Origin of the sequence: Halomonas sp. BMC6 (assembly GCF_964204995.1) — a bacterium.
In the GTDB taxonomy this organism is placed as follows: domain Bacteria; phylum Pseudomonadota; class Gammaproteobacteria; order Pseudomonadales; family Halomonadaceae; genus Vreelandella.
Map to the genome: position 1 here is coordinate 2,892,318 of NZ_CAXNSH010000001.1, position 13,763 is coordinate 2,906,080.

12 protein-coding genes, 2 pseudogenes and 1 other annotated feature are annotated in these 13,763 nt (G+C 55.2%); of the genes and pseudogenes, 11 read left to right on the top strand and 3 right to left on the bottom strand.

The genetic code is table 11. From position 1 onward, the window contains the following. Nucleotides 1-8 precede the first annotated feature (8 nt). Nucleotides 9-179: a hypothetical protein gene (locus tag AB6K10_RS14065; RefSeq protein ID WP_339119061.1), complete on the bottom strand. Its 171-nt coding sequence runs from the start codon at nt 177-179 to the stop codon at nt 9-11. A gap of 814 nt (nt 180-993) precedes the next feature. Between AB6K10_RS14065 and AB6K10_RS14070 the strand changes: the two genes are divergently transcribed. The 11 genes and pseudogenes from AB6K10_RS14070 to AB6K10_RS14120 all read left to right on the top strand — a co-directional run bounded on the left by AB6K10_RS14070 (nt 994) and on the right by AB6K10_RS14120 (nt 11,007). Beyond that, nucleotides 994-1,674 carry a heteromeric transposase endonuclease subunit TnsA gene (locus AB6K10_RS14070; protein ID WP_027957962.1) on the top strand — a complete coding sequence of 227 codons (681 nt, stop codon included), beginning with the start codon at nt 994-996 and terminating at the stop codon, nt 1,672-1,674. A gap of 103 nt (nt 1,675-1,777) precedes the next feature. Beyond that, nucleotides 1,778-2,367: pseudogene (locus AB6K10_RS14075) on the top strand (transposase); the annotation flags it as partial. Further along, nucleotides 2,056-2,172: a sequence feature (AL1L pseudoknot), on the top strand. Its footprint overlaps the pseudogene before it by 117 nt. An 84-nt stretch (nt 2,368-2,451) precedes the next feature. After that, entirely contained in the window at nt 2,452-2,739 is a 288-nt protein-coding gene (locus AB6K10_RS14080) for a hypothetical protein (protein WP_016915086.1), read from the top strand. Next, entirely contained in the window at nt 2,736-3,080 is a 345-nt protein-coding gene (gene tnpB, locus AB6K10_RS14085) for an IS66 family insertion sequence element accessory protein TnpB (protein ID WP_044630870.1), read from the top strand. Before AB6K10_RS14080 ends, tnpB begins: the two co-directional genes overlap by 4 nt. Before the next feature lie 28 nt (nt 3,081-3,108). After that, entirely contained in the window at nt 3,109-4,770 is a 1,662-nt protein-coding gene (locus AB6K10_RS14090) for an IS66 family transposase (protein WP_339118472.1), read from the top strand. Further along, nucleotides 4,760-5,029, top strand: a complete 270-nt coding sequence (locus tag AB6K10_RS14095) for a hypothetical protein (RefSeq protein ID WP_062375866.1) — start codon at nt 4,760-4,762, stop codon at nt 5,027-5,029. Before AB6K10_RS14090 ends, AB6K10_RS14095 begins: the two co-directional genes overlap by 11 nt. A 32-nt stretch (nt 5,030-5,061) precedes the next feature. After that, nucleotides 5,062-5,703: pseudogene (locus AB6K10_RS14100) on the top strand (IS3 family transposase); the annotation flags it as partial. A 53-nt stretch (nt 5,704-5,756) separates the two neighbouring features. Further along, complete coding sequence (locus AB6K10_RS14105) at nt 5,757-7,613, top strand: Mu transposase C-terminal domain-containing protein (RefSeq protein WP_339119622.1); 1,857 nt, start codon at nt 5,757-5,759, stop codon at nt 7,611-7,613. Then, nucleotides 7,610-8,494 (top strand): TniB family NTP-binding protein, encoded by an 885-nt coding sequence (locus AB6K10_RS14110; protein ID WP_083007654.1) that lies wholly within the window; start codon nt 7,610-7,612, stop codon nt 8,492-8,494. The genes AB6K10_RS14105 and AB6K10_RS14110 overlap by 4 nt, the downstream gene beginning before the upstream one ends. Next, nucleotides 8,494-9,582, top strand: coding sequence for a TniQ family protein (locus tag AB6K10_RS14115; RefSeq protein ID WP_120386063.1), 1,089 nt, complete (start codon nt 8,494-8,496; stop codon nt 9,580-9,582). Before AB6K10_RS14110 ends, AB6K10_RS14115 begins: the two co-directional genes overlap by 1 nt. A 477-nt stretch (nt 9,583-10,059) precedes the next feature. Then, nucleotides 10,060-11,007, top strand: coding sequence for a hypothetical protein (locus AB6K10_RS14120; RefSeq protein ID WP_339119062.1), 948 nt, complete (start codon nt 10,060-10,062; stop codon nt 11,005-11,007). Between the two features lie 126 nt (nt 11,008-11,133). Here AB6K10_RS14120 and AB6K10_RS14125 read toward each other — a convergent pair whose 3' ends face one another. Both AB6K10_RS14125 and lnt read right to left on the bottom strand, forming a co-directional pair. Next, nucleotides 11,134-12,177 (bottom strand): L,D-transpeptidase family protein, encoded by a 1,044-nt coding sequence (locus AB6K10_RS14125; protein ID WP_035539261.1) that lies wholly within the window; start codon nt 12,175-12,177, stop codon nt 11,134-11,136. A gap of 53 nt (nt 12,178-12,230) precedes the next feature. Next, on the bottom strand, nt 12,231-13,763 hold the full coding sequence (gene lnt / locus AB6K10_RS14130) for an apolipoprotein N-acyltransferase (RefSeq protein WP_027957957.1): 1,533 nt from the start codon (nt 13,761-13,763) through the stop codon (nt 12,231-12,233).

The following is a 13,763-nucleotide window of genomic DNA, read 5'->3' on the forward strand; positions in this document are numbered from 1 at the left end:
TTACGTCATTAGTTCACGCGCCGTTGATCGCGCTTACCCACGACACAGTACCAGCGCGCCTCTTCCTCTTGCCGCCGTTTAATCGCCGCCTGCATGGATTCTTCTGAGGTCGCATAGCGGGTGCGTGACGTACCGTAACTGAACTGCGCACTGCGTTTTTTGCGTGAACCGTCGGGCATCAACTCATACCAAGCCGCTACCCAGAGAGTTGTCCCAGTGGGACGCTCGTAATGGTAAACGCCCGTTATCGGGCCAACGGGCCGTTCACGATGACGCGCGACGGAGCGTGCCTCTACTCGCAACAGCTCCTTCCAGCGGCGTGTCCCCCAAATCTCTCTGCCGCGCTGGTCTCGATACGCAAGGCATCGCTCAAAGGTATCGTATTCATTAGCTAAGCGCGGGATCGACTTAGTTTCGGGCTTTCCCGACGGACGTGGCACACGCACCATAGGGTTACTGTGACTTTTGGGCCACGACACGTATTTAGTGCTCTCCCATAGCTGGGGTAATGATAACGGTGCTCTCATTGATACTCGTTACTTAGTGTTGATTCATAACGCATCTCAATACACGCATTTATCTGATCTGCCATTCAGCTCGCTAGCGTTATCTGTTCGCACCTACGGCCCTTTCATAGCCCCAGATAATATAATGCCGCTTCCCATTGAGATGCTTAACTTACGTTCAGCCACATGCTCATCACCGGCCCTGAGCATACCAGCGCTATATCTTACTTATTGCTTCTCGTTACTGGATCGGTCTGGTTAATGACACTGCAGCCAAAGCAGAATGAAAAGCAAAAGCCGAAAACGGCATGTTCAAACAGACTAGGAAAGTAAGTGCCTAAGCACTTATGTCATTTTCAGCAATTGATGCGACCCTCAGGGCGTAATATCGGGCTATTATGGTAGTCTGTACAGGATTGAGTGCGACAGAATTAATAGCAATTGATGCGACAGGCCTTGTTTTATTCAACATTTGGTGCGACTACCCATGCCACTGCCTACATCCGTTCGTAAAATCGGCCCTACCCGACGAAGTGTGTCTGGCTACTATGCCTTTCGCGGGGAGGAGTCTATTGCGTTCGAGTCGACGCTCGAACGTGATTTCCTCATCAAGGCTGACTTTGATGTGAGCGTCCTTGGTGTGATTTCCCAGCCGTGCGAGATCCCGTTTCATCATCCCGTGACCGGTAGGCGCTACACCTACACACCTGACTATTTGGTTTATTACCGTCTCGGTAACCGTCATTACAGGGATTACCCAAAACCTCTCCTGGTGGAGGTCAAACCACGGGAAAAGTGGCAAGCACATTGGCGTGAATGGTCGCCTAAATGGAAGGCGGCGATACGGCATGCCAACAATGAGGGCTGGGCGTTTCGCATTCATGATGAAAGCCGCATTCGTGATAAGACCTTGGACAACATTACCTTCCTAGCGCGCTACAAGCGGATGGTGTTTCCCTCTGTCGAAAGCCAGGCAGTCCTCAACACGGTGAGGGAAATGGGGGTGGCGACCTTGGATTACCTGCTTTCTCGGCACTTTATGGGCGATATTTACCGGGCAGAGGGGATTGCGCATTTATGGCATCTACTGGCGACTCGGCAGTTAGATTGCGATATGGCCCAATCCTTCAGTCCTCTATCGGAGGTATGGGTACCCGATCATGAATAATCATCGTGGCAGCGCAACTGAACCCAATAACGGCGTCGCCCAAACACGCCAACTGAACCGTACCGGGATTCCCGGAGGCTCCAAACCTTGAGAGGATGGAGCCATGAGCAAATCAAATCGATATTCCCCTGAAGTTCGCCAGCGGGCGGTACGTATGGTCTTCGACCACGAGGCCGATTATTCCTCCCAGTGGGCAGCCCTCGGTGCCATCGCCCCAAAAATCGGCTGTACGCCTGAAACACTGCGCAGTTGGGTCCGACAGGCCGAGCGTGACACAGGGCGTCGGGAAGGCGCTACGACCTCCGAGCGTGAACAGATCAAAGCGCTAGAGCGTGAAAACCGAGAGTTGAAGCAAGCCAACGAGATCCTACGAAAGGCCTCTGCATATTTTGCCCAGGCGGAGCTCGACCGCCGCGGGAAGTGATGATCAACTTTATCGAAGATTACCGAGCGTTATACGGGGTCGAGCCGATCTGCCGTGTCCTGCCGATCGCCCCGTCGACGTACTATGAGCATCGTGCCCGCGCACGCGAGCCCAACCGAGCGCCTCCCCGCAATAAACGTGAGCGCTGGCTGAGGGCCGAAATTCAGCGCGTCTGGGAAGAGAACTTCGGTGTCTACGGCATCCGCAAAGTCTGGCGTCAACTACACCGAGAAGGCACTCCGGTGGCTCGCTGCACCGTCGCTCGCCTGTAAGCGTTCATTCCACGACGTTCTGCCACCCTGCTGAAAATCGCCCTACAGTAACCTCACACTTTCCAACACGAGGTTACCCCCATGAGAAAGCACCGCACACCCGAACAGTGGCAGGCTCTGGTCAATCAGCAGCGTGACAGTGGTCTGTCAGCTTCGAAGTTCTGCAAACAAGAGAACATCGGCTACGCCAGTTTCTGTAACTGGCGCAAGCGCCTGTCCGATCAGGCGGCCGGTGACTCAGCGGATTCCGGCGAAGCCGGTTTTCTGGACCTGTCCTCTCTGATGGGTGCGGCGCAGTCCGGCCCAGGCTGGAACATTGTGCTGAGCCTGGGCAACGGCGTCGAACTGCGGCTGAGCCAGAACGGATGATCGGGCTCGATAGCCAGGCGCGCATCTGGCTGTGCACCGAGCCCACCGACATGCGCAAATCGTTCCGGGGCCTGAGCGCCCTGGTTCGGAATCAATTGAAGCACGACCCCCTCAGCGGTCAGTATTTTGTCTTCGTCAATCGCCGTAAGACCCAGATGAAGATGCTCTACTTTACCGCCACCGGTTACTGTCTGTGGGCCAAGCGCCTGGAGCAGGGCCAGTTCCGGGTGCCGTTATCCGCCTCCGGTCAGCGAACCCTGACCCTGACGGATTTGCAGCTGCTGATTGACGGCATTGAGGTGCAGAAATACCGCCAGTTCAAGCGTTTTCGAGGGGTATAGAAGACAGAGTTCCGGTATAATATCGGCCATGAATTCAACGGCTTCAGCTTCTTCTCCCGGTACACTTTCCTCCTCGGCTCTGGCCGAGGAGAATGCACTGTTGCGGGAGCAGTTGGAGGCCCAGGCGGAATCCATTCGGCAGTTGAAACACCAGTTAGACTGGTTCAAGAAGCAGCTGTTCGGCCCCAAATCCGAGAAGCAGGTGGTCGATCTGCCCGGGCAGGACAGCTTGTTCCAGCCAGAGGAGGCACCGCGACCGGAACAGCCTGCCGATGAAGAAAAACGCACTATTAAGGCTTACCAGCGCGGCACCGGCAAGAAGCAGCGGGACGACGATTGTCTGAACGACACTGGCCTGCGCTTTACTGCCGGGGTGCCGGTGGAAGTCATTGAACACCTGCCACCGGAGCTGACCGGTCCGGACGCCGACCAGTACGACATCATTGGCACTAAAACGACTTATCGCCTGGCCCAGCGCGCCTCCAGCTATGTGGTGCTCAAATGCGAACGCCCGGTGTTCCGTCGTAAGGGCACTGACTCAAAACCTGTGACGACGCCAGCCCCGTTCAACGTGCTGGACAACAGCCTGGCCGATGTCAGCCTGCTGGCCGGGTTGCTGGTGGACAAGTTCCAGTTCCACCTGCCGCTGTATCGCCAGCACCAGCGCATTCAACAAGCGGGTATTACCCTCAGCCGCAGCACCCTGACGAACCTGGTGAAGCGGGCCATCGACCTGCTTCGGCCCATTGTGGACGCCCAGACCGACAACGTGCTGCGCAGCCGGGTGCTGGCCATGGACGAAACACCCATCAAAGCGGGCCACCAGGGCCGGGCAGGCCCGCAGAAAGGCAAGATGAAAACAGGCTGGTTCTGGCCCCTATACGGTGATGACGACGAAGTGGTGTTTACCTACTCGAACAGTCGGGGCCGACTGCACATCGAGCAGGTTCTGAACGACCAATTCAGTGGCACTCTGATCAGCGATGGTTATGCCGCATATGCCCGCTATGCCGCGGCCCAGAAAGGTATTACTCATGCTCAATGCTGGGTGCATAGTCGCCGTTGCTTCGTTGAGGCCCAAAAGGATCATCCTGAGAAGGCCACCGAAGCCCTGCAACAGATCGCGAAGCTGTACCAGATTGAAGATACCATTAAGGAAAAGGAGCTCACCGGCGAGAAGAAGCGCCAATACCGGCTGGACCATGCGAAGCCGGTCGTCAGCGGCTTCTTCCAGTGGTGCCGGGATCAGTTGGCACAAGGCGGCCTCGTGCCCAGCGACCCGCTGACCAAGGCCCTGAACTACGTGCTCGGTCGCGAAGCGAGCCTGACCGTGTTCCTGGAAAACCCGGACGTGCAGCCAGACACCAACCACCTGGAACGGGCGCTACGCCCCATTCCAATGGGCAAGAAAAACTGGATGTTCTGCTGGACCGAACTGGGCGCGGAACACCTGGGCATCATCCAGAGCCTGATCAGCACCTGCAAGCTGCACGATATTAACCCCTACACTTACCTGGTGGACGTGCTGCAACGCGTCAGTCAGCATCCCGCCAGTGAAGTGGCGAACCTGACTCCGCGGCGCTGGAAAATCCGGTTCGCCGAGAATCCGCTACGGGCTCTGATCGATCCCCGTCATCCGGACCGACAAGCCACGCAACTCACACCGGTGGAGGTCGTCCATGCGCATTGAGGACATGAGCATCGACGAGTTGCTGGAACTGAACCAGTACATCTGCCAGCGCATTGATGAACTGCAAGAACAGGAAACCCTGCAAGCCTTGAGTCGGTTGCGGGTTGGTCTGAAAGTGACCTTCGAAGGCCGAGAAGGACCGGTGTTGGGGATCGTCACCAAGATCAACCGCAAGAGTGTGATCGTGCTGGGCGAGGAAGGCAGGAAACAGTACAAGGTCTCGCCGGAGTTACTTAGGCCTCTGCGTGACGTGAAGTAGGTCAACTACGTCGTAGGATGAACGCTTACGCTCGCCTGATGCGCCAAATGGGGCTGCGCGGTGTGATACGTGGTAAGCCGGTGCGTACGACTGTATCTGACCCTAACAAGGCCTGTCCGGCGGATTTGGTCAAGCGGCAGTTTCAGCCAGCTCAGCCGAACGCACTGTGGGTATCAGATTTTACCTACGTTGCCACATGGAAGGGCTTTGTTTATGTCGCCTTCGTCATTGATGCGTTTGCTCGCCGAATCATCGGCTGGCGAGTTTCCAGTACACCTCGAACCGATATGGTGTTGGATGCGCTTGAACAGGCGCTTCATGAGCGCCCTCAGCGACCTAAAGGTGATCTTATTCACCACAGCGACCGAGGCGTTCAATACGTCTCAATTCGCTACACGGAACGTTTAGCAGATGCCGGCATTGAGCCCTCTGTCGGAAGCGTGGGCGATTCGTACGACAACGCAATGGCTGAAACCGTGATAGGGCTTTTCAAGACCGAAGTGATTCGCCGACGCGGACCATGGCGGCAACTAGAAGCGGTTGAGTTTGCAACGTTGGAGTGGGTCGACTGGTTCAATCACCGGCGGTTACTGGAGCCGATTGGCCACATCCCACCAGCAGAGCGAGAAGCCATGTATTATGAGCAACAGAGTCAGGCAAATAAGGCTGCTTGACTCAAACTAACGGGTCTCCGAGAAAACCGGTACGGTTCAAACACTTGCAGATTATGGTGGGTGAGCAGGTTCAGAAAGATGGCACCGTTTACCGAATTTCCCAGGTGCTCGATTTTGAGACGGTCATTGGCATTGCCGTTGAGTCCGGGCGTAGTTGCCCGCTTCGCATCAAAGAACTAGCGCCTCTCAATAGCGGGTCCGTATCCCCTGAGCAGGATATGTCCGAGATTGGGGATGCCGATTGGCGGGAGGCCGAGCATCGCTTTTCCATCATTAAGCCCTTGGTGGATCGCCATACGGTTGGGCGAGATGCAGCGGAGGAGCGTGCGAAACAAACGGGGGTTGATACGGCTACGATCTACCGTTGGTTGAAGCGGTATAAAGCGACGGGCTCGGTGCTCGCATTGATTCCTCAAAAGCCAGGGTGGAAGAAGGGGAAGTCGCGTATACCCGCGCATGCAGAGGCGGTGATTCAGGAAGTTATCAAAGAGGTTTATTTGACGCTGCAGCGTCCCTCAGCACAAAAGGCGGTACAGGAGGTCATGCGGCGTTGCCATGAGCGGCGCATTGATCCGCCGAGCCCTGGTACCGTTCGTGCTCGTCTGCGTGACATCCCAGAGCGTGATCGGTTGCGTGGCCATGGCTTTAGAGAAAAAGCGATTAATAAGTTTCAGCCGGCTGCCGGGAAGTTTCCCAATGCGGACTATCCGTTAGCCGTTATGCAGATTGACCACACGCCTGCCGATATTATTTTGGTCGATGACGTGTATCGCAAACCGATTGGCCGTCCATGGATTACGTTGGCCATGGACGTGTGTACTCGCATGGTCACGGGGTACTACTTATCGTTTGATCCACCCTCTGAAACATCCGTAGGCATGTGTGTGGCGCAATCCATGCTTCCGAAAGATGAGTGGTTGCTGCTGCATAACGTGGAGGCTGAGTGGCCGGTATGGGGCACACCCGCCACGATTCATGTCGATAACGGCCCAGATTTTCGCTCTGAAACGTTTAGGCGCTCATGCCTAGCCTATGGGATCAACCTTGAGTTTCGGCCTGTTAAGCAGCCTCGTTATGGTGGCCATATTGAGCGGGTGCTGGGCTCTCTTCTCAAAGAAATCCATAACCTGCCTGGGACGACTTTCTCCTCCATTAAAGAGAAAGAGGGGTACGATCCAGAGAAACACGCGGCCATGACGAAAAGTGAGTTTGAAGAGTGGCTGGTGACGTTGATTTGCAAGGTTTACCACCAGCGCCTTCATTCTGGAATTGGCATGTCCCCGATGAAGAAGTGGGAAATCGGTGTGTTTGGCAATGCTGACGTGCAGGGGGTTGGATTAGCCCCCAGGCCTGCTGATAGGCTCTCGGTATTGCTCGACTTTTTGCCCGGCTTTCAGCGCACGATCCAGACCTTTGGTGTGACCATCGATGGCATGAACTATTACGATGAGGCGCTAAGGCCGTGGATCAATGCCAAAGATCCAGACACGCCAGACAAGAAACGAACCTTTGCATTCCGGCGCGATCCTCGCGACATTAGCGTTATTTGGTTCAAAGACCCGGGCCTCGGGCACTATTTTCGCATTCCCTTTGCCAATCTTGCCCTCCCCTCGATGAGTGTTTGGGAGTATGCCCAAGCTAAGGCACGCCTTCGCCAGGAAGGCAGGAACTCGGTGAATGAGTCTGAAATTCTACGCGCTATTAGTGAGCTGCGAACCCATGTGGAGGAGTCGCAGGCGCGCACCAAGCGAAGCCGCCGCCAGGCGCAACGTCGCAAAGAGCATGAGAAGAAGGTGACGCCTGCAGATCCTCTGTTAAATGCGCCCTCAACCGCGGCCCCTCAAGAGTCACCCGCTCAAGGAAACGGTCTTTTAACGGGTGATATCGATGTGAACTGGGACATAGCATGAGCACACACCTTCATCCTGACCTCCGTCACGTCTTGGGGCTGTCCGCTAAAGAGCGGATGGAGTTTATGGATCAACCGCGATGGTTGGGCTATCCATTGGCCAACCGTGTTATTGAGGTTATGCGCGGGTTGATGGAGAAGCCCAGTCGTCCTCGTATGCCCAATCTTTTGATCGTGGGTGACTCTAATAACGGGAAGACCACCATCGTTCAGCGTTTTCATAAGCAGTATGGTGAAGGCTACGTTAATGAAGACGTAGAGCCGGTGAAGCCGGTTGTCGTCACTCAGGCCCCACCGAGTGCCGATGAGAAAAGTCTGTATATCGCGGTACTAGAGAGTTTCTGGGCTCCCTATCGACCTACTGATCCGGTTCCCAAGCTGCGCTACCAGGTGATTCATCAACTGCGTGCTTGCCATACGCGCCTGCTGATCATTGATGAGTTTCACTCTCTGTTAACCGGTGGTGCTGTTAAGCAGCGCGAAACGATGAATGCCATTAAGCTTTTATGCAATGAGCTAATGATTCCCATCGTTGGTGTGGGGACGCAAGACGCTGTGCGTGTGCTGCATTCAGACCCACAGCATGCGAGTCGCTTTGATGTGGTCGCGTTACCAAAGTGGGAGCTCAATCAGGAGTTTCAGAAGCTGCTCGCTGGCTTTGAGAAGATATTACCGCTCAAACATCCTTCCCAACTGCATGAGCCCCAATTGGCGACCCAGCTCCACGCGATCTCTGGCGGCAATTTTGGCGACCTGCACCGGCTGCTGATTGAGTGTGCCAATGCCGCTATTTTGTCCGGGGCTGAGCGCATCGATGAGAAAATTATTCAGAGTAAATCATGGGTGCGACCTACCCGTGGCATTAGGGAAGTGATGCTGTAATGCCCTGGGCGCTGAGTGTGCCTCTGTTGCCTGAAGAGTCGCTTTCTTCATGGCTGGTACGGGCGGCGTTGAGACAGGGGTGTGATCCCTTGTCGCTCACTGGGGCTATCTGGCCAACATGGCGTATATGGACAAGGGATATTGATAGGGAAATTCCCCTCGTAAGAATGCGCCCATTAGTCAATGCATCGGGGATATCGTCCGCTGAGTTTCAGAAAGCTGGGATGCGGGACGATTGTGAGAAAGTGGCCGGTTACTCATTACTGGAAACGCGGACTTGGCCCTGGTTGTTGGCACTCGGCAGCCGAAATCGAACTCGCCATGGAGGACAACAGATTTGTGCATTGTGTTTGGCAGAGGACTCAGCCCCCTACTTGCGCCGACACTGGCGATTCGCTTGGCACACTGGGTGCCGCTTTCATGGGGTGCAACTGATAGATGAGTGCCCGGTATGCAAGGCCCCTATAGAGCCTCATCGCCTGTCAGCAGAAGATCAACATTTAGCTCAGTGCAGCCGGTGTTATAACGATTTTAGAAAGGCGGTATGCACGTCGCCTTTACCAGAAGCGTTCAGTTTCCAAGTGATGGCTGATCGTGCTTTAACAAGAAGCAACGTGACGTTTAGGGAGGCCCCTATCGCACCCGCCGATTGGTTTTCTATGGTGACCTTCTTTGTTGGCGTTGTTCGGCGTGCAAGTCGGCGGCCTGCGTCACCCCTCGCAGATGCGCTTCTAACATTGGGCATTTCGATGACGGATAGCCAAATGCCTGTGTCTGGGTTGGCGTTTGAGCTGCTGCCTGTCAACGAGCGTTGTGCTTTATTAGCGGCGGTGGAGCGTTTGCTCAGTATAGGCGTTGAAGAAACGTTTAGCGCTCTGGTCGCTTGTAATGTCAAAACGAGCGCGCTTCATGATCCCCGAAAGTCACCCCCCGTTATGTTGTTGCCGTTGTTATCGCGGTTATCTCATCACCCCCATGGGCCGCATCGCCGCCGTGCTCTACCGGCTCATCGCCCCATGTCGGAACGCGCAGTGAGAGCCTCATGGGCGCGCTTAAAACGGAGAATGAAAGCGGAGCCAACCTCTTGAAGCAACACAAAACGGTCGACTGCGATGAGTGTGGTCGAGAAGTCTCCAAATTGTGGCGACGCCATAAAGGGCATGGTTACTGTTCAACTTGCTATGCTCGTGTGTTTAAGCGGCGAATGTGCCCACGATGTGGTGAGTTAGCCCGTCTGCCTAAGAATGACCCAGACGCCGTCTGTCGTCAGTGCAACGTCGACAAACCGTGTGCACGATGTGGAAAAGCCCGTTCAGACTACAACATCGGCAAGGTCACTCCCTACGGCCCTGTCTGTATCGCCTGCGCTCCCTATTTCAAAGAACCAGAGCCCTGCGAGGCGTGTGGGAAAGCATCTCAACGTCTTACCCGAGTGGCGCGTATGGGGCATGATCATCGCTTATGTCCACGCTGTTCGACAGCAGACCACGGTACCTGTTCTGCATGTCGTCGACATCGCTTATTGGTCATGACATCCAGCGGTGACGCATTGTGCAAAGCCTGTAATGAGCAAGGGGGAAATTGCCTGTCCATTGTGTGGTAATCCCATGCCAGCGGGTCGAGGCGATGCCTGTGAGCCCTGCTATTGGACGCGCACATGTCGTAAGCGGATCATCATTGGCCAAGCCGGTATCACCACCAAAGCGTTACGTGAGGCCTTTGGGGAATTTGGTGAATGGCTGATTCGTACCACAGGGCCGCATAAGGCTGCCCTCAAGATCAATCATTTCTTCTCGTTCTTCCTTGAGATCGACCAGGCATGGTCACGGATACCGAGCTATTCGGAGCTGCTTCATCACTTCGGTGCGGAGGGGTTGCGGCGTGTAAGACTTCCTATGCGATGGCTGCATGAAGAGCAAGGGGTAGAGCCGGATCACCAAGCAAAGAAGATCGACTCAGAGAAACGACGTATCAAAGCGTGTCTCAGGTCTATGCCGTCCGCTTCTTTATCAGAAAAAGCGCTGCATGCTTATTGGCAGCAATTGGAAACCCGTATAGAGGCGGGCAAAACGTCCCACACCTCCGCACGACTTGCACTAAGAGCGGCAGCCGCATTGCTACTCGCTACTGACCGGGAGGGGCAGCGACTGCCTCAACAGGGCGATGTGGACAACTATTTGCAGGCGGTGCCCGGACAAGCAGCCTCGGTCACGGGGTTTACTAATTTCTTAAATCGCCAACATGCCACCACGTTGGCTCCTCGGGTGGATGTAAAACGGGCAAGAAAGCGGCGAAAAGAAACACTAGCCCGCACCCTGATGACGATGGCCCGGTGTGCTGATCAAGGAGAGGCCTGGAGGGAGGCATGGATCGTTGCTGCCATGGAGTATTTCCATGACACAAAATTAACGCAGAAAATGCTTCGACAACAGACCGTAGAGCGGACGACAGACGGGATACAGGTGGTAGTGGGTGGCGTTACCTACTGGCTGCCTCTGGATATTGAGTGCTAAGACACTGATAGCGCGCAGTCACTTGGAGGGCCCCGCGACTCTGTAGGCGAATGTCGCCCCGCCGTTTGGACGGGGCTATGGCTCTCTACCTATATGCCAGGGCTCAACGGGGTGCCAAAAGGCGTGTCATGACCGTTGAGATGACGTCAAAACCAGGTCTTCATAAATGCCCTTGATAGCCTTCTCTTCTGGGCTGTGGCGCTGTGGCTCCTGTTCCTGCTTTGGATGTAGTGGGGTTATAAGCCCGTTAGAGAGTGACAGGACATCGCTGAGCTGCTCGTAATCGAGGTTTACGTTATCGACATTGTATTGGTTAAGGCGTGTCATGGTCTCTGTGAGTGCGGTCATACTGTGCTCTTCTTCTCCAAGCGGCGGAAAGGCTTGAATCAGCGGCTGACCGCCTTCCCAACCTATCTTGATCGGCTGATTGATGATGTTGACTTGGGTGCCGGGTGGAATGCGGTCAAATATAGATTCGATGTCTTTGGGTAACATGCGGATACAACCTCGGCTTGCGCGCATGCCAATGCCATCGGGCTGGTTGGTGCCGTGAATCAAATAGCCATCGAAGCCTAGGATGATGGCATGGTCTCCTAGCGGGTTATCGGGGCCGGGTGGCACAACGCTGGGCGCGGTTTCACCGCGTGCTTCCGCTTCGCGTTTTACCGACTCAGGCGGGTACCACGCGGGGTTTTTAATGTTCATGGTGGTCTCGGTCACGCCTAGAGGAGTATCAAACCCTTCGCGACCAATGCCAATAGGATAGGTCTCAACACGCGGTGTCTCACCGTTTTTGACATCTGGGTAGTAGTAAAGCCGCAGCTCGGCGATATTGATGACGATCCCAGTACGCTCCACATTCGGCAGAATAAAACGTCCCGGAATAGTCACTTCCGTGCCCACCCCTGGAACCCAGATGCTAACCTCTGGGTTTGCACGGATCATCTCCAAATAGCCAAGGTTGTGACGCCTGGCAATATCTATCAAGGTATCGTCGTAATCCTTTACGATAAAGGTGTCAGCCTCTCCGATAATATTACCTTCCTCTGGTAGCGGGTAATGCCCTTTGGGCCATTCCGTCTCCTGGGCAGTGGAAGGTTGTGCCGCCATGGCGACAGGGAGCCATGCCAGAAACGAAACCATCACACTCACGATGAAGCCGATCTGCATTGGCCATGGGAGGAATCTCTTAAGTATTGCTGCGTTCTTTGCCAAGAGCATCGCTAGGTTCCTTTTTCATCTAATGCGTCGTTTTTTGATCGAGATAAGTTCAGTTGTAACCCGAGCAGTGTCAGCACCGCAGCGAGTATCCAAGCGGGGCCACTACCGGTGCGTGTGAAAGGAGTTAGGCCCTGCATCGGGGTCACCTCGCCAGTTAAACTGGCCGGTTCAAACTGTGGGGCACGGGCTGTGACGTGGCCTTGTGAATCGATGATGGCCGTCACGCCATTACTGGTAGCTCGAAGTAGGTGACGACCATTTTCTAAGGCACGTAGACGCGCCATTTGAAGATGTTGGTGTGGGCCAATGGAGCGCCCAAACCACGTATCGTTGGAAACCGTTAATAGCAGCTCGGCATTACGCGCCTGTTGGGCGACATGGTCGGCAAAAATGATTTCGTAACAAATGGCATTGCCAATGGTGGCTCCAGCCACGTGTAACGGAGCCTGTTCGCCTGTCCCTGGGGTCAGGCGAGGTACTGGCAAGTCGAAAAAAGCAAGGGTGCCAGCGAGGAGACTTTGGAATGGCAAATACTCGCCAAAGGGCACCAAGTGCGCCTTCTGGTATTCGCCCTGCACATCATTTAGCCCTATGACGCTGTTATAAGAGCGCCCTTCACTGTCGCGTTGCAAAATGCCGGTCAACAAGGCGGTGTCAGGCCCCAGGTCGGACGCTACTTGCTCAAGTATTTGCTGTGCTTCCTGCTCAAGCATGGGAAGGGCTGCCTCGGGCCAAACGATGAGATCGATATCCCTTGCTTGCTCCCGTGTCATCGCCGTGTAGATACTGATCGCCTCGCGCTGCCCTTGGGCAGTCCACTTAATGCGCTGGTCAAGATTCCCTTGCAGCAATGCCACCCGGATGGGCTTGCCAGCCGGGGTTGTCCATTGGGCGGGCAATAGGAATGGAACGATCCACAAGGCGGCCATTGGGACAAGGAAACCCCAGCGGCGACGCAGTACCTCTACCCCTAACGTACCTGTCAGCGCGGTCATGAGTGACAGCAAGTACACACCACCAACGGGCGCCCATGGGGCTAGTGGAGAATCTACCTGAGAGGTGCCCAGCAATAACCAGGGAAAGCCGGTGAGCAACCAGGTGCGTAGCCATTCGCTCACCACCCACATACCGGCAAAGCTAAGACAGGCTAACCGTGGCCCCGTGATGCGCCGATAGAGCCCAAAGGGGATTGCAAAGAAGAGCGCCAGGGCGCTGACAAAAAGAGTGGTGAGGAGCATCGCCACCAAGGCCCCGGTGCCACTGAAATCGTGAATAGCAACGAAGACCCATGATGTGCCAGAACCGAACAGGCCTACCCCATAGCACCACCCACGCAGGGTGGCCATGGCGGGCGTTAGCGACTGTATCTTCCAATAGACCAGTGCCACGGCCACTGGGCCAAGCCACCATAGGGAAAAGGGGGCGGCACTCAAGGTGGTCATTACCCCAGCGGCGAGCGCTACAACGCAATCGACTATTGGTGAGGAGCGCCCAGCAAAAAGCGTATATTCTTTATCTTTATCGACCACATCCAT